Annotated in this window: 17 protein-coding genes; 8 read left to right on the top strand and 9 right to left on the bottom strand. The window is 71.8% G+C overall.

All coding sequences use genetic code 11. The annotated features are described in order from the left end of the window. Positions 1-82 precede the first annotated feature (82 nt). Both ACFXMG_RS26725 and ACFXMG_RS26720 read left to right on the top strand, forming a co-directional pair. Positions 83-1258 carry an acetyl-CoA acetyltransferase gene (locus tag ACFXMG_RS26725; protein WP_383817240.1) on the top strand — a complete coding sequence of 392 codons (1176 nt, stop codon included), beginning with the start codon at positions 83-85 and terminating at the stop codon, positions 1256-1258. Positions 1259-1924: 666 nt separating this feature from the next. Next, positions 1925-2578 carry a pyridoxal 5'-phosphate synthase gene (locus tag ACFXMG_RS26720; RefSeq protein ID WP_383817238.1) on the top strand — a complete coding sequence of 218 codons (654 nt, stop codon included), beginning with the start codon at positions 1925-1927 and terminating at the stop codon, positions 2576-2578. Here the strand turns inward: ACFXMG_RS26720 and ACFXMG_RS26715 are convergent, their stop codons facing one another. The 5 genes from ACFXMG_RS26715 to ACFXMG_RS26695 form a co-directional block, all read right to left on the bottom strand. Beyond that, positions 2579-4444: an AMP-dependent synthetase/ligase gene (locus ACFXMG_RS26715; protein ID WP_383817235.1), complete on the bottom strand. Its 1866-nt coding sequence runs from the start codon at positions 4442-4444 to the stop codon at positions 2579-2581. Positions 4445-4583: 139 nt separating this feature from the next. After that, positions 4584-5174 (bottom strand): TetR/AcrR family transcriptional regulator, encoded by a 591-nt coding sequence (locus ACFXMG_RS26710; RefSeq protein WP_383817394.1) that lies wholly within the window; start codon positions 5172-5174, stop codon positions 4584-4586. Between the two features lie 187 nt (positions 5175-5361). After that, positions 5362-6702, bottom strand: a complete 1341-nt coding sequence (locus ACFXMG_RS26705; RefSeq protein ID WP_383817232.1) for a dicarboxylate/amino acid:cation symporter — start codon at positions 6700-6702, stop codon at positions 5362-5364. A gap of 410 nt (positions 6703-7112) precedes the next feature. Next, a complete protein-coding gene (locus tag ACFXMG_RS26700; RefSeq protein ID WP_383817229.1) occupies positions 7113-7880 on the bottom strand; it encodes a GntR family transcriptional regulator in 768 nt (255 codons plus the stop codon). Then, positions 7880-8425, bottom strand: a complete 546-nt coding sequence (locus ACFXMG_RS26695; protein WP_383817226.1) for a GntR family transcriptional regulator — start codon at positions 8423-8425, stop codon at positions 7880-7882. The genes ACFXMG_RS26700 and ACFXMG_RS26695 overlap by 1 nt, the downstream gene beginning before the upstream one ends. A 231-nt stretch (positions 8426-8656) precedes the next feature. Here ACFXMG_RS26695 and ACFXMG_RS26690 point away from each other — a divergent pair, with 231 nt between their 5' ends. The 4 genes from ACFXMG_RS26690 (at position 8657) to ACFXMG_RS26675 (ending at position 11989) form a co-directional block, all read left to right on the top strand. Further along, a complete protein-coding gene (locus tag ACFXMG_RS26690; protein ID WP_383817223.1) occupies positions 8657-8995 on the top strand; it encodes an albusnodin family lasso peptide in 339 nt (112 codons plus the stop codon). Between the two features lie 69 nt (positions 8996-9064). Next, positions 9065-10873 carry an albusnodin/ikarugamycin family macrolactam cyclase gene (locus ACFXMG_RS26685; RefSeq protein ID WP_383817221.1) on the top strand — a complete coding sequence of 603 codons (1809 nt, stop codon included), beginning with the start codon at positions 9065-9067 and terminating at the stop codon, positions 10871-10873. After that, positions 10873-11430: a lasso peptide biosynthesis B2 protein gene (locus ACFXMG_RS26680; protein ID WP_383817220.1), complete on the top strand. Its 558-nt coding sequence runs from the start codon at positions 10873-10875 to the stop codon at positions 11428-11430. The genes ACFXMG_RS26685 and ACFXMG_RS26680 overlap by 1 nt, the downstream gene beginning before the upstream one ends. A 7-nt stretch (positions 11431-11437) precedes the next feature. Beyond that, complete coding sequence (locus ACFXMG_RS26675; protein ID WP_383817391.1) at positions 11438-11989, top strand: GNAT family N-acetyltransferase; 552 nt, start codon at positions 11438-11440, stop codon at positions 11987-11989. Positions 11990-11997: 8 nt separating this feature from the next. Here ACFXMG_RS26675 and ACFXMG_RS26670 read toward each other — a convergent pair whose 3' ends face one another. After that, on the bottom strand, positions 11998-12264 hold the full coding sequence (locus tag ACFXMG_RS26670) for a DUF4229 domain-containing protein (RefSeq protein WP_383817217.1): 267 nt from the start codon (positions 12262-12264) through the stop codon (positions 11998-12000). Positions 12265-12450: 186 nt separating this feature from the next. Here ACFXMG_RS26670 and ACFXMG_RS26665 point away from each other — a divergent pair, with 186 nt between their 5' ends. Continuing rightward, positions 12451-12984 (top strand): GNAT family N-acetyltransferase, encoded by a 534-nt coding sequence (locus tag ACFXMG_RS26665; RefSeq protein ID WP_383817214.1) that lies wholly within the window; start codon positions 12451-12453, stop codon positions 12982-12984. A 70-nt stretch (positions 12985-13054) separates the two neighbouring features. On the opposite strand, the gene mqnE is transcribed toward ACFXMG_RS26665, so the two are convergent. After that, positions 13055-14218, bottom strand: coding sequence for an aminofutalosine synthase MqnE (gene mqnE / locus ACFXMG_RS26660; protein WP_383817388.1), 1164 nt, complete (start codon positions 14216-14218; stop codon positions 13055-13057). A gap of 61 nt (positions 14219-14279) precedes the next feature. Beyond that, positions 14280-14735, bottom strand: coding sequence for an Lrp/AsnC family transcriptional regulator (locus ACFXMG_RS26655; protein ID WP_055642891.1), 456 nt, complete (start codon positions 14733-14735; stop codon positions 14280-14282). Positions 14736-14859: 124 nt separating this feature from the next. Here ACFXMG_RS26655 and ACFXMG_RS26650 point away from each other — a divergent pair, with 124 nt between their 5' ends. Next, complete coding sequence (locus tag ACFXMG_RS26650) at positions 14860-14985, top strand: hypothetical protein (protein WP_383817405.1); 126 nt, start codon at positions 14860-14862, stop codon at positions 14983-14985. Here the strand turns inward: ACFXMG_RS26650 and ACFXMG_RS26645 are convergent. Continuing rightward, positions 14982-15689 (bottom strand): UbiX family flavin prenyltransferase, encoded by a 708-nt coding sequence (locus tag ACFXMG_RS26645; RefSeq protein WP_383817211.1) that lies wholly within the window; start codon positions 15687-15689, stop codon positions 14982-14984. The two genes, ACFXMG_RS26650 and ACFXMG_RS26645, sit on opposite strands and share 4 nt — an antisense overlap. Between the last annotated feature and the right edge of the window lie 56 nt (positions 15690-15745).

Below are 15745 nucleotides of genomic sequence, written 5' to 3'. Positions count from 1 at the left end.
GCGTCATGCTAGGGCGGGGGAGGGATGGTTGCCCAGAGAGGCGCGGGTTCCGATCGCACGGATCTGATGTACCGTCAGATTCATGACCGCTTCCACGCGCACCGCTCCCCCCGGCCGGCGCCGGGTCGCCGTCGCCGGCGTCGCGCTCTCCGACTGCGGCCGGGTCGACGAGGCCACCCCGTACGCGCTGCACGCGCAGGCCGCCCGCCGCGCCCTCGCCGACAGCGGACTCGACCGCTCCGTCGTCGACGGCCTCGCCTCCGCCGGTCTCGGCACCCTCGCCCCGGTCGAGGTCGCCGAGTACCTGGGCCTGCGCCCCACGTGGGTGGACTCCACCACGGTCGGCGGCGCCACCTGGGAGGTCATGGCCGCCCACGCCGCCGACGCCATCGCCGCGGGGCACGCCAACGCGGTGCTGCTCGTGTACGGCTCCACCGCGCGCGCCGACATCAAGGCCCGCCGCCGCACCTCGAACCTCTCCTTCGGGGCGCGGGGCCCGCTCCAGTTCGAGGTCCCGTACGGGCACACCCTGATCGCCAAGTACGCGATGGCCGCGCGCCGCCACATGCACCAGTACGGCACCACCCTGGAGCAGCTCGCCGAGGTCGCCGTACGCGCCCGGGCGAACGCGTCGCTCAACCCCGAGGCGATGTTCCGCACGCCGATCACCGTCGACGAGGTGCTCTCCGGCCCGATGATCGCCGACCCCTTCACCAAGCTGCACTGCTGCATCCGCAGCGACGGCGGGTGCGCGGTGCTGCTCGTAGCGGAGGAGTACGTCCCCGATACGGCGAAGGCACCGGTCTGGGTCCTCGGCACCGGCGAGCACGTCTCGCACACGACGATGTCCGAGTGGGAGGACTTCACCGTCTCCCCCGCCGCCGTCAGCGGCCGCCTCGCCTTCGAACGCGCCGGCGTCACCCCCGCAGACATCGACGTGGCCGAGATCTACGACGCCTTCACCTACATGACCCTGGTGACCCTGGAAGACCTGGGCTTCTGCCCCAAAGGCGAAGCCGGCGCGTACTTCGCGCAGAAGGATGCGGTCCCGGTCAACACCGACGGCGGCGGCCTCTCCGCCTGCCACCCCGGCATGCGCGGCCTCTTCCTCCTGGTAGAAGCCGTCCGCCAACTCCGAGGCGAAGCCCCCGGCCTCCAGATCCGCCGCCCCGACAACTCCCTCCCCCGCCTAGCCCTAACCTCAGCCACAGGCGGCTGGTTCTGCACCTCAGGCACGCTCATCCTGAGCCGCGACTGACTCCGCCCGCCCCGTAGCGGGCCAACCTCACGCCGCACCCCGTTCCGTTGCGGGCAGCCGTTTCCGCCGGGACGGCGCCCACCCTGCCGCACCCCGTTGCGGGCAACCGTTCCGCCGGGGCGGCGCCCACCCCGCCAAGGGCTGCGCCCCGCCGTTCCGTTGCGGGCAACCGTTCCGCTGGAGCGGCGCCCACCCTGCCGCACCCCGTTGTGGGCAATCGTTCCGCTGGGGCGGCGCCCACCCCGCCAAGGGCTGTGCCCCGCCGTTTCGTTGTGGGCAATCGTTCCGCTGGGGCGGAACGGGTGGGCACAACGGAACGGCGCCCTTCACCGGGCCTAGGTTCCCGCGCCTGAACGCCCCGCACATGTGCGGCCGCACCGTGGGTGTGCCCACCCGTTCCGCCCTGCGGAACACCTGCCCACACGGTGGCGAGGCCGGTGCGGCCCGTACGGGCGGGGCGGAGGCCCGGGCGGTGCCGGACAGGCTGGGCGCAGCCCGCACGGGCGCGGGCGGAAGGCCCGCATGGTGGCGGGACAGTGCAGCCCGCACGGGACGGGCCGAGCAGGCCCGGAGGGAGCGGCCCACGGCAGGCGCAGCCCGTACAAGCGCAGCGCCCCGCGCCGGTGCCGGTCCCGCCTGAAAGGTGCCGCCCCCTACGCTCGCCCCATGAGCGACTTCCACCACACCCTGCGCAGCCTCCGCGTGTGGGACACCGAGCTGCCCACCTTCGACACGAAAACCGCCCCACCCACCCCCCTCCCCCTCTTCCACACCTGGTTCCTCGCCGCCGTCGCGGCCGGACAGCCGGAGCCCCACACCCTCTCCCTCGCCACCACCGACACGGACGGCCGCCCCGACGTCCGCACGGTGATGCTGCACGACGCCGACGCCCGCGGCTGGCACTTCGGCTCGCACTCCACCAGTGCCAAGGGCCGTCAGCTCGCCGCCCGCCCCGAGGCCGCGCTCGGGTTCTACTGGCCGGTGCAGGGCCGCCAGGTCCGCGTCAGGGGCCACGTCACCACCGCGAGCCCCCAGGAGGCGTACGCGGACCTGCACGCCCGCACCACCGGCGCCCTCGCCGCCGCCCTGACCGGCCGGCAGAGCGAGGTCCTGGACTCCCCGGAGACCCTCGCCGCGGCGAGCGACGCCGCCTGGGCCCGCGCCGAGGCCGACCCGGCGGCCGACGCCCCCACCTGGACGCTCTACCTCGTCGAGCCGGCCGAGGTCGAGTTCTTCCAGGGCGACGCCCGCCGCCGCCACCTCCGCCTCCGCTACCGCCGCACCCCCGACGGCTGGACCCGCGAACTCCTCTGGCCCTGACTACTCCCCGCCCGCTCCGTACGACCCCGCTCCGTACATCTCCTCGATCTCCCGCGCGAAGTCCCGCAGCACCGCCGCCCGCCGCAGCTTCAGCGACGGCGTGAGGTGCCCCGAGGTCTCCGAGAACTCCGTGGTCAGCACGCGGAAGGCGCGGATCGACTCCGCCCGCGAGACCAGCCGGTTCGCGTCGTCCACCGCCTTCTGCACCACCTCCAGCAGCTCCGGATCCCGCGTCAGCTCCCACAGCGCCAGGTGGTCCTTCTGCCGCATCCGCCGCCAGTGCGTCAGCCCCTCGTGGTCCAGGGTGATCAGCGCGGAGACGAACGGCCGGTTGTCCCCGACGACCATGCATTGGGCGACCAGCGGATGCGCCCGCAGCCAGTCCTCCAGCGGCGCCGGGGCGACGTTCTTCCCCGCCGAGGTGATCAGCAGGTCCTTCTTCCGGCCGGTGATCGTCAGATAGCCGTCCTCGTCGAGCGCGCCGATGTCGCCGGTGGGGAACCAGCCCCCGTCCGTGTACGGCACCGCCTGCCCGCGCTGCGCGTCCCAGTACCCGGCGAAGACGTGCGCCCCGCTCAGCCACACCTCCCCGTCGTCCGCGATCCGCACCCCCGTGCCGGGCAGCGGCAGTCCCACCGTGCCGGTGCGCGGCGCGAGCGGCGGGGTGACGGTGGACGCGGCCGTGGTCTCCGTCAGGCCGTACCCCTCGAAGACCTCGACGCCCGCGCCCCGGAAGAACTCCGCGAGCCGCACCCCCAGCGGCGAGCCGCCGCAGATCACGTACCGCACCCGGCCGCCCAGCGCCGCCCGGATCCGGCGGTAGACCAGCGGGTCGTACAGAGCGCGCGCGGCCCGCACGGAGAGCGAGGGCTCGTCGGTCCCCCCGAAGCGGCGGGCGGCCCGCGCGGCCCGGTCGAAGGCGGCGCCCTTCCCGGCGCGTTCGGCGGTGGCCCGGGCCCGGTTGTAGACCTTCTCCATCACGTACGGGATCGCGAGCAGGAAGGTCGGCCGGAAGGAGGCCAGGTCGTGGAGGAGGTCCTCGCCCTCCACCGACGGCGCGTGCCCGACCCGTACCCGCGCCCGGACGCAGCCGATCGCCACCATCCGCCCGAAGACGTGCGAGAGCGGCAGGAAGAGCAGCGTGGACGCCGGCTCGCCGCCCTCGGGGGCGAAGACGGGGCGCAGGAGCTTGACCGCGTTGTCGACCTCGGCGAAGAAGTTGGCGTGGGTGAGGGCGCAGCCCTTGGGCCGGCCGGTGGTGCCCGAGGTGTAGACGAGGGTGGCGAGGGCGTCCGGGGTGAGCAGCCCCCGCCGGGCGGTCACCGTCTCGTCCGGCACCCGCGCGCCCGCCTTGCGCAGTTGCTCGACCGCCCCGCCGTCGAGGACCCAGAGGTGGGTGAGGCCGGGCAGTTGGCGGCGTTCGGCGGAGACGAGCCGCGCCTGGCCCACGTCCTCGACGACGCAGGCGACGGCGCCGGAGTCCTGGAGGATCCAGCGGGTCTGGAAGGCGGAGGAGGTCGGGTAGACGGGGACGGTGACGAGCCCGGCGGCCCAGGCGGCGAAGTCGAGCAGCGTCCACTCGTAGGTGGTACGCGCCATCAGCGCGAGCCGGTCGCCGGGCCGCAGCCCGTGGGCGATGAGCCCCTTGGCGACGGAGTGCACCTCGGCGGCGAACCGGGCGGCGGTGACGTCCCGCCACCCGCCGTCCTCGTCCTTCCGGGAGAAGACGACGTCGTCGGGGGCCTGGCGGGCGTTGTCGTACGGAAGGTCGGCGAGCGAGCCGCGGTCCACCCGGGGCACGAGGGCGGGGGCGGAGACCTCCCGCACCCGCCCGTCGACGCGGATGAGGGCGAGGTCGGTCGACACGGGCGGCTCCTCGGTCTGCGCGATGAACGAAGGGTCGTGCGTCGTGCGTCGTGAAGCGGAGGTACGGGCCGTACAGGTATCCAACAGGTCAACGGGCCAACAGAATTGACCAGCGGGTAACCTTACTGCGCGGTAAGGCTCAACGGGGAGACCAGCGTTCGTTTTTCATGAGGTTCCCGAGCCCGGACCAGGCGAAGTTCATCAGCGTGGCCGCCGCCTCCCGCGCCGTCGCCCCGGGCGTTTCGTTCGCCCAGGTAGCCAGCGACTCGGCCGACCCCACCAGCGCCTGCGCCAGCGCCGCCACGTCCCGCTCGCCGATCTCGACCGGCCCGTGCGCCGCCCGCGCCGCCTCCCCGATCAGCCCGGTCACGAACGCCGCGATCTCCTCCCGCATCCGCGCCGCCTCGGTCGCGAACGGCTCCCCCTGCGTCCGCGCGTGCCGGCTGAGCACCGCCCAGGCGTCCGGATGGTCGGCGGCGTGCCCGAAGAAGGCGAGCAGTCCCGCCCACAACCGCTCGTCCGGCGGCACGGAGGCATCGCCCACGACCTCGGCGACCGCCGCGAGCAGCGCCTGCGCCTCCCGCCGGATGCAGGCGGTGAAGAGCTCCTCCTTGGAGTGCAGATACAGATAGACCAGCGGCTTCGACACGCCGGCCAGCTCGGCGATGTCGTCCATCGACGCCGCCTGGTACCCCTGCCGGGCGAAACACGCCACGGCGGCGTCCATCATCTGCCGCTCCCGCACGGCCCGCGGCAGTCTCTTGGTCCCCGCCACGTCCCTCTCCGCCCTGCGCCCGTCTCGTTCCCATGATCGCCCGAACGCCCCGTGAAGCCTACGTGCCCCCCGCCCGGACGGGGGCGAGGGGCACGGAGGCGTACGGGGCGTACGAAGGTGTACCGAGGTGTACGCGACGGGGTCAGGCCGCGGCGGCGACCGCCTGCTTCGGCTCGGCCTCGCGGGAGTCGCTCAGCTCGTCGATCGGGGACGAGGAGGCGTTCTCGTACGCGGTGAGGTCGAGGATCTTCTCGCGGGCGGAGACGATCACCGGGACCAGCGCCTGGCCGGCCACGTTCGTCGCCGTGCGCATCATGTCCAGGATCGGGTCGATCGCCATGAGGAGGCCGACGCCCTCCAGGGGGAGGCCCAGGGTGGAGAGGGTCAGGGTCAGCATGACCGTGGCGCCGGTGAGACCGGCGGTGGCGGCCGAGCCGATGACCGAGACGAAGGCGATCAGCAGGTAGTCGCCGATGCCGAGCTGCACGTCGAAGATCTGCGCGATGAAGATCGCGGCGAGCGCCGGGTAGATCGCGGCGCAGCCGTCCATCTTGGTGGTGGCGCCGAACGGGACGGCGAAGGAGGCGTACTCCTTCGGGACGCCGAGGCGCTCGGTGACCTTCTGGGTGACCGGCATGGTGCCGACCGAGGAGCGGGAGACGAAGGCCAGCTGGATCGCGGGCCAGGCGCCCTTGAAGAACTGGATCGGGTTGACCTTGGCGACCGTCGCGAGCAGCAGCGGGTAGACGCCGAAGAGGACCAGGGCGCAGCCGATGTAGACGTCGGCGGTGAAGGTCGCGTACTTGCCGATCAGCTCCCAGCCGTAGTCGGCGATGGCGAAGCCGATGAGGCCGACGGTGCCGAGCGGGGCGAGGCGGATGACCCACCAGAGGGCCTTCTGGAGGAGCTCCAGGACCGACTCGGAGAGGGTGAGGATCGGCTGGGCCTTGTCGCCGAGCTTGAGGGCGGCGATGCCGGCGACGGCGGCCATGAAGACGATCTGGAGGACGTTCAGCTCGGTGAAGGGCGTGATGACGTCCGACGGGATGATGCCGGTGAGGAAGTCGATCCAGGAGCCCTCGCGCTTCGGCAGCTTGCCGTCCTGCGGGGTGAGGCCGGTGCCGGCGCCCGGGTTGGTGATCAGACCGATCGCGAGGCCGATGGCGACGGCGATCAGCGAGGTGATCATGAACCAGAGGAGGGTGCGGGTGGCGAGCCGGGCGGCGTTGTTCACCTTCCGCAGGTTGGTGATCGAGACCAGGATCGCGAAGAAGACGAGCGGTGCGACGGCCAGCTTCAGCAGCTGGACGAAGATGTCACCGACCTGCCCGAGGGTCTCCTTCAGCCAGGAGACGTCCTGGCTGCGGGCGATCCAGCCGAGCAGCACGCCGAGCACGAGACCGGCGACGATCTGGGCCCAGAAGGGGACCTTGGGTATCCGGGACGAGGGCTTGGCCTCGGTGGCGGACGCGGACGCGGACACGGACACACTCCACTGATGCGTATCGGGGAATACGGGACGGGGGTGCGGCACTCTCTACGCGCTCTCGCGCGGGGCGCCGCTGCATGCTGCCGGGGAGGCCGGGGCCTCAGGACTCGCGGCGACAACAGGCCGCGGACATACAGCGGCAGAGATCGACGTGCAGGCGCGCCACGAGCGGGATGCTCGCGGCGTGAACGGGGCGCACTGCTGTCGTCATGGCCGATACGTTAACACTTGAACTTTGAGAACCTCAAAGCTGTTCTTTGAGATCGAGATCCAGCCACCCCCACCCAAAACCCAAAAAACCCCTGATGAGAGCCATACAGCTCACACCAGAGGCCCACCCCGTGTGAGGAACCTTACGCTCCCCCTACACCCTTCCCCCACGCCCAAGACACCACGACAGGGCCCTAGGTCACGGGCATCCGGTAGCGCATCCGGTACCGGTGCGCGGCCTTCGTCATCAGCGTGGCCTCGATGGGGCGCCCGCCGTCGGAGTGGACGACCCGGAAGGCGACGAGCACGGGCATGTCCTTCGGCAGCTCCAGCGCGACGACCTCTTCCTCCGTCGGGATCTCGGACGACAGCTCGTCCACGAACTCCCGTGGGGGAAAGCCCAGCGAGTCGAGCAGCGCCGGCGTGCCGCCCCGGATCCGCTTGTTCTCCAGCACGGCCGTGCCCTCGACCAGGCTCAGCGGGTAGTACGACCGCGTGAGTTCGGTCGGCTCCTCGTCCAGGAGGAGGAGCTGCCTGCGGAGCACGGCCCGCTCACCGTCCTCCAGCCGCAGGGCCGCGGCCACCTCGGCGGGCGGGACGACGACCTCGACGCCGAGGAGCTGAATCCGTCCGGCCTGCCGCCGCTTCGCGGCCTCGGACACCCAGGGGTAGGGCTCTCCCGGCCCGGCCGGCCTCATGTACGCGATCGGCTCGACGGATTCCTGGGCATGCGGCCGTACGTACACGCCCTTGCCCGGCAGACCTTCGAGAAGCCCCTCGGCCTTCAGCATCTGGAGCGCCTTCTGGACGGTCGTGTTGGCCACGCCGCCGTACTGCTCCATCAGCTCGGCCGTCGATCCCAGCTTGCTGCCCGGAGGCAGGTCTCCGCGGGTGATCCGCCGCCGGAGCTCCGCCGCGATCTTCTGGTGCGGCGATCTCGGGTCCTTGAACTCCTTCGCCATTACGCGCCCCGCTCCCCGAGCCGATACGTAAGGTGTCTGCCGGCCGGCATGGTCATCAGGGACGCCTCCATCGGCGTCCCGTCGGCGGTCCGCGTCAGCCGGAGCAGACGGAGAACGGCACTCCCCTCGGCCAGTTCCAGGCGCCCGCACTCCTCCGCGGTGGCCCGGTCGGCGCTCACGTCCTCGACGACCCCGGCACCGACGTACCCCAGCTCCTTGAGCAGCGTGACGGCTCCGCCGGGCACCTTGCGCGGTTCCGCCAGGGGCGTACCGCCGGCGATGGCCACGGGGTAGTAGGAGTCGGCCAGTTCGACGGGGTGACCGTCCAGCAGGATCAGGCGGCGTCTGACGATCACCGGCGCGCCGGCGGCGAGCCCGAGAGCGACGCGCACGGCTTCCGGGGCCTCCACCTCGCCCGCGTCGAGCAGTCGCTGGCCACCACGGCGCCCGCGACGGGCGGCCTCTTCGGTCCACGCGTCGCTCCGACCGGGCTCACGCGGGGCCAGGTAGGGCGCGGTCTCACTGATCCACGCATCGCCCGACATGTTCCTACCTCCAGCTCACTGTTGCCAGCGACCCTACTTCCTCGCCTCCGGTGAACCGCGCGCAGCCTTAAGGGCTTGCCCCTTAAAGCGCTATGCACTTAAGGTTCTCCTCATGGAGACGACGGATCCTGACGCACCGCAAGACGGTGTTCCGAGCCGGACACCGAAGGCCCGGAGGGCCACCCCCTCCTTCACCGAAGGGTCCGTGACATCGCGAACGGAGGCGAAGGGATGCTGACGGCCGTCGTCCGCGAGCGGCACGACGGCCGACTCCTCCGCATCGCCCACCTCCAGCCCACCACGGGAGTCGCCTGGACCACGGCGGCCGACAACATCCGGCCCGCCGTCTTCCACCGCGACGCCCCCGAGGAGGGGGAGGGCAACCGTCCCGTTCCGACGAACGGGATCTGTAGGGACCGACCACGGAAAGGAACGGACATGACCGATCTGCCGCGCACGGAGGACACCCCCGCCGAGCCGGAGGTGTTCGACATCGGCGACGCCGCCGAACTGACCGAGGGCCAGGGCGGCGGCCAGAGCGAGGACAAGCGGCGCGCCTACAACTGCTGACACACACCCCCGTGGCCCCGGCCTTTCGCCGGGGCCACACCCCGATCCCCGGAGCGAAGGAGTGAACGAATGCCTGTCGGAGGATTCAGTACGCCCCGGCCCGGTCTGCCCCGCCCGGTCGGCGCGCACGCCCTCCCGCTGACGTCCGCCTGGCGGCTGGGCGAGATCCCCGTGCGCGGCGCACAGCACATGGACCGGCGCGTGCTCGTCGTCGGGCCGTGCGCGGCGGATGACGACGAGGTCCGGTCCCTGGCCTGCCGGCCGGTGCCCGCGTCCGTCACCTGGCGGTGGTCGGGCGCGTACGCGGTGGTGGAGGAAGCGGCGGGCCGTGTGGTGGTGCACACCGACCCGGCGAGCGCGCTGCCCGTGTACGCGGTCGCGTGGAACGGGACATGGGCCTGGTCCACGTCCGCGCGGTTCCTCGCGGCCCTGACCAGTGCCCGGCTCGACTCCGAGCGACTGGCCTGTGCCGTCCTCGCCCCGTCCCTCCCGGTACTGGCCGAAGGCCGGAGCTTCTTCGACGGGGTCGAACAGCTCCCGCCGGGCTGCCGTGTGACGCTTTCCCACGACGGCCGTCCGTACGCCTCCTCCGTCGTCTGGTGTCCGGACCCAGTCGGCGGATCACCGCACCTGCGGCTCCGCGACGCCCTGACCTCTGCCGTACGCCTCCGCACCACTACCGATCCGGCACTCTCCAGCGACCTGTCCGGCGGGCTGGACTCCACCACGGTCGCCGTCGTCGCCGCCGCCGCGCTCGACGGTCCGCTCGATGCCGTCACCGTCCACCCGGAGGGGCTGCTGGACGGCGCCGACCTCTCGTACGCCCGGCTCACCGCCACCGCCTCGCAGGGGCGCATCGCACACCGGCTGCTTCCCCTGACCGCCGAGCACCGGCCGTACACCCGCCTGCGGGAGGTACCCGTGACGGACGAGCCCGCCCCGTCCACCCTGACGCACGCCCGCCTCCTCGGACAGCTCCGGTGGATGCGCCGGACCCTGGGGAGCCGTACCCACCTGACCGGCGACGGCGGGGACAGCGTCCTGTTCCAGCCGCCCGCCCGTCTTTCCGATCTCGTACGCCACGGCCACTACCGACAGGCGACGAGCGAGGCCGTCGGCTGGGCCCGCCTCCGCCGCACCCCCGTCGCACCCCTGCTCCGGGACGCCACGGCCATGGCGCGGACCTCCCGCGCCCAGGCCCTCGCGCACCTCGCCACGGGCTCCGGCGGCGGATGGGAGAACGCGGGCGACGTCCGCTGGTTCCCCACTCCGCCCGTGCCGCTCTGGGCCACACCGGACGCCCTCGGTCTCCTCGCACGCGCCACCGAGCGAGCCGCTGTCCGGCCCGACGACCTGCCAGGACTGGACGCCTCGGTACGCATCCTCGTGGACGAGATCCGGGAGGTGGCGCGCACGGCCGTCGCGGACGCCGGACTGGCGGCGAGCGAAGGGATCGGCCTGCACAACCCGTTCCTGGACGCCCGGGTGGTGGACGCGATCCTGCGGACCCCGCTCCGCGGCCGGCCTCCGGTCCACGCCTACAAACCGACGCTGGCCACGGCATTCGCGGACGTGCTGCCTGCCGAGGTCCGCGCCCGCACGACGAAGGGCAGCTTCGAGGCCGACCACTACAGCGGGATGCGCACGGCCCTGCCTGAACTGCTCGATTCGGCGGGGCTGCACCTGGCCGCCCTCGGCCTCCTCCACCTTCCTCGCTTCCGGGCCGTCCTGCGCCGGGCCGCCGCCGGAGTACCCATGCCACTCGCCACGATCGAGCAGGCACTCACCACGGATGCCTGGCTGCACGCGGTCGGCCGGACGCCCCCTCCGCAATGGGCCGTCCCCGTGCCCGTGCCCGTACCCGGAAGGGAGTTCTGATGGACACCACCGTCGACTTCGGACACATCCGCGTCCTCATCGACTACGACACCGGCCGCGTCCGCTGCGCGCTCCCGGCGAAGCCCGGCCCGACGACCGCCCCCGCCGCGAGCTGGGGCAGCACGGAACACCCCGCCGGGCTGACCCGCCCGCCCGGCCCGTGGACCCCCTTGGCAGCCGCGGCTCTCGTCCTCGTCCTCGCCGTGAAGCACGCGGGACGGCGGCGGACCGCCATGCGCCGCGTCCTCCGCGCCGTACGCGTGGCCCATGCGGCCACCGCCGGACCCGCCACCGCCCAGCAGGCGACGGCAGCCGTCGACGCCGTACGACGCGCCGCCTGGACCTCCCCCGCGCGCACCGCCTGCCTGGAAGAATCGGCCGCCGCCGTCCTGCTCCTCGCCCTGCGCCGTCGCGCTGTCGTCTGGCACCACGGCGTCGCCCCCGACCCCGTGCGCCTCCACGCCTGGATCACCACCCACGACGGCACTCCCGCCGCCGAGCCCCCGTCCACCAGCGCCTACACCACCGCCCTCGTGATCGGAGCCCCTCGTGCCTGACCTCTGGATCTCCACCCCGGCCTGCGCGCTCGGCCCCTACCGGGCGGACCTCGCCGAGACCTACTGGCGCTGGGAGCAGGACCCGACGCTGATGGTCGGATACGGCCGTCAGGTGCCCGAGTCCCTGGAAGCCCGCACCGAGGGCATGGCGCACCAACTCCGGGGGTCCAATATCCGCTTCACGGTCTACGACCCGGCCGACGGTGAGCCCGTCCCCGTGGGCGTGACCACGCTGCTGCCCGACGACGCCGTCCGCACGGCGGAGTTCGTCATCATGCTCGCCAAGGAGGCCCGCGGACGTGGCCTGGGTACGGAGGCGACGCGCCTCACCCTCGACTACGCGTTCCACGTGTCGGCCCTGCGCATGGTCTGGCTGAAGGTTCTCGCCCCCAACAGGGCGGCCGTCGCGGCGTACGAGCGGGCCGGGTTCCGGCCCGCCGGCCGCCTGCGGGAATCCGGCTACTGGCTCGGGGAGGTCTGCGACGAGGTGCTGATGGACGCCCTCGCGGCCGACTTCACGGGGCCCTCAGTGGTGAAGGCCCTGCTCTCCGGGGAATGACGCCCGTCTTAGAGCGCGTCCTCGCGGGTGCGGTTGTCCTGGAGGCGGCCCTTGGCTCGGTCCACCTTCTCGACGATCTCGACGCTCATGTTGTCGCGCTGCTTGCGGAGCAGGACGAAGCTCAGGGGGGCGGAGATGACGATGGAGAGGAGGAGGACCCACAGGAGGTTGGAGTCGCCGAGGCCGCGCGGCAGCGCGCCGACGTAGACGAGGCCCCACAGGGCGAGGAAACACCCGGCGAAGATGCCGAGGCGCATCAGCGAGTAGCGGAGCATGACCCACTCTTTCGTTCCGAGGTTCCGGGCTTCCGAGGTTCCCGGGTTCCGGGTGCCGAACCTTCCCATTACGGGACGAGCGTCCCCCAGTGAAGCACGGCGGAGGGGGCCCGCCGGAGGCGGGGGCTGGGCGGGGCGGGGCGGGAAGGCTTGAGCATCGCGTGAAGTAATAGTTACCATTGCCCTATGACCCTTACCTTTGAGGTCGATCCGACGGTCGACCAGTCCCTGACCGACGGCATCCTCGCCCTCTGGGCCGACGTCTCCAACGCCGGCGGCGCCGTCGGCTTCGTCCCGCCCGTCACCCCGGAGGACATCCGCCCCTCCCTGCTCAAGCACCTCGCCGGCATGGTCCAGGGCACCACCCGGCTGCTGGTCGGCCGGGACGAGGACGGCGAGGTCGCCGCCACCACCTTCCTCACCTTCAACAGCCACCGCCTCATGACCCACTGGGTCTGGCTGTACACGGTGATGGTGCACCCGAAGCACCAGGGCAAGGGGTACGGCCGCGACCTGATGGCGGCCGTCGAGCGCACCGCCCGTACCGCCCCCGGCTTCGAGACGATCGAGGCCGTCCGGCTCGGCGTCCGCGGCGGCACCGGCGTCGACACCTTCTACGCCAAGGCCGGCTACAAGGAGGTCGGCCGCGTCCCCGGCGCGATCCGCGTGGCCCCCGGCGACGACCGCGACGACATCACCATGCTCCTGCCCCTGACCTGAGGACGAGCGGGCACGCGAAAGGCCCGGCGGGGGCATCCCCCACCGGGCCTCACCGTCACCTGCGAACGCCTCAGACCCGCATCGCCTGCGGCGTCTCGCGCCGGTCCGCGTCCGGCCCCGGGTACTCACGGATGATCTCGTACCGCGTGTTCCGCTCCACCGGCCGGAAGCCCGCGTCGCGGATCAGCTCCAGCAGGTCCTCGCGGCCCAGCTTGTTCGGCGTGCCGTAGTTGTCGGCGTCGTGCGTGATCTTGTACTCGACCACCGAGCCGTCCATGTCGTCCGCGCCGTGCTGGAGCGCCAGCTGCGCGGTCTGGACGCCGTGCATGACCCAGAAGACCTTGACGTGCGGCACGTTGTCGAAGAGCAGCCGCGAGACCGCGAAGGTCTTCAGCGCCTCCGCGCCGGTCGCCATCGTCGTCCGCGCCTGGAGCTTGTTGCGGATCTTGCCGTCCTGCATGTCCACGAAGTCGTGCTGGTAGCGCAGCGGGATGAAGACCTGGAAGCCGCCGGTCTCGTCCTGGAGCTCCCTCAGCCGCAGCACGTGGTCGACGCGGTGGCGCGGCTCCTCGATGTGCCCGTACAGCATCGTCGAGGGGGTCTTCAGGCCCTTGGAGTGCGCGAGGCGGTGGATCCGGGACCAGTCCTCCCAGTGGGTGCGGTGGTCCACGATGTGCTGCCGGACCTCCCAGTCGAAGATCTCGGCGCCGCCGCCGGTCAGCGACTCCAGACCCGCCTCGATGAGCTCGTCGAGGATGTCGGAGGCCGACATGCCCGAGATGGTCTCGAAGTGGTGGATCTCGGTGGCCGTGAACGCCTTCAGCGAGACGTTCGGGAGGGCCTTCTTCAGCTCGGAGAGCGAGCGCGGGTAGTACCGCCAGGGCAGGTTGGGGTGGAGCCCGTTGACGATGTGCAGCTCGGTGAGGTTCTCGTTCTCCATCGCCTTGGCGAGGCGGACGGCCTCCTCGATGCGCATCGTGTACGCGTCCTTCTCGCCCGGCTTGCGCTGGAAGGAGCAGTAGGCGCAGGAGGCGGTGCAGACGTTGGTCATGTTCAGATGCCGGTTGACATTGAAGTGGACCACGTCGCCGTTCTTGCGGGTCCTGACCTCGTGGGCCAGCCCGCCGAGCCAGGCGAGGTCGTCGGAGTCATAGAGGGCGATGCCGTCCTCACGGCTCAGCCGCTCACCGTCCCGGACCTTCTGCTCCAGCTCACGCTTGAGCCCCGCGTCCATACGGTCGCCTCCCATGTCTCCGTGCATTTCTCCGTGAATCAGGCTTCACCCCACCGTACTCTCAGCCCTCTTCCGGCAGGTCCCCGACCCGGTTCTCCCACTTCGTGGACAGCACGATCGTCGTCCGCGTACGGGAGACGCCCTTCGTCCCGCTCAGGCGGCGGATCGTCTTCTCCAGCCCGTCGACGTCACTGACGCGGACCTTGAGCATGAAGGAGTCGTCGCCGGCGATGAACCAGCAGTCCTCGATCTCGGCGAGGTCCTTCAGCCGGCGGGCCACGTCCTCGTGGTCGGCGGCGTCGGAGAGGGAGATGCCGATGAGGGCGGTGACGCCGAGGCCCAGGGAGGCGGCGTCCACGGTGGCGCGGTAGCCGGTGATGACCCCGGCCGCCTCCAGGCGGTTGATGCGGTCGGTGACGGAGGGGCCGGAGAGCCCGACGAGCCGGCCCAGCTCGGCGTACGAGGCGCGGCCGTTCTCGCGCAGGGCCTGGATGAGCTGCCTGTCCACGGCGTCCATAGGTATACGACCTTCCATTGTCCAGCGATACCGCAAGTTTAGGTGTAGAATCTAAGGCATGCAGGGTCGCAGCCCTGCGAATCTTTCAGCAGATCAAAGACGATCTTTCAGGAGTGAAGACACCGTGTACACGATCGAGATGGCCTACGCCCGTATGCGCGAGCTACAGGACCTGGCCAACCGCTCGCGTGCCCACCAGCCCACCGCCGCCTCGAAGCGCGCCCCGAAGAAGGCCGCGAAGAAGCGCTAACCGGCACGGGAGACCCCCTCGGTTCGCTGGGAGGTACCCCCTCCCCCGAGCTCTCCCCGCCACCGGCGGTACAGCTCATGCGGCACTCCCGCCGCGTCGAGCACCCGCCCGGCGACGAAGTCCACCAGATCCTGGATGTGCGTCGCCCCCGCGTAGAACGCCGGAGAGGCGGGCAGCACCACGGCGCCCGCCTCGTCCAGCGCCACCATCTGCTTCAGCGTCTGCCCGCTCAGCGGGGTCTCCCGCACCGCGACGACCAGCGGACGCCGCTCCTTGAGCGTCACGCTCGCCACCCGCTGCAACAGGTCCTTCGACAGACCGAGCGCCACTCCCGCCACCGCGGCGGTCGAGGCCGGCACGATCAGCATCCCCTTCGCCGGGTACGACCCCGAGGACGGCCCCGCCGCCAGGTCGCCGGCCGGCCAGTACGTCACGTCGCCGACGTCCACGCCCTCGTACGCGTCCGGCTTCCCGTCCGCGCCCCGCGCCAGCCACGCCGCCAGGTCCTCGCGCCAGTGCGCGTCCCGGAACGAGATCCCCGTCTCGTCGAGCAGCGTGAGCCGCGAGGCCCGCGACACGACCAGGTCGACGCTCTCCCCCGCCGCGAGCAGCCCCCTCAGCACGGAAGCGGCGTACGGCGTCCCCGACGCCCCGGACACCCCTACCACCCAGGGTCGACGCTGCTGACTGTTGTTCGGCTCCACGCCGACGAGCCTATCCGGCGGGGCGGACAGGGCAGTCGGTAAGGTGCCCCCGACGT

Origin of the sequence: Streptomyces sp. NPDC059201 (assembly GCF_042754585.1) — a bacterium.
In the GTDB taxonomy this organism is placed as follows: Bacteria; Actinomycetota; Actinomycetes; order Streptomycetales; family Streptomycetaceae; genus Streptomyces.
This window is presented reverse-complemented; position numbering and strand designations above follow the sequence as displayed.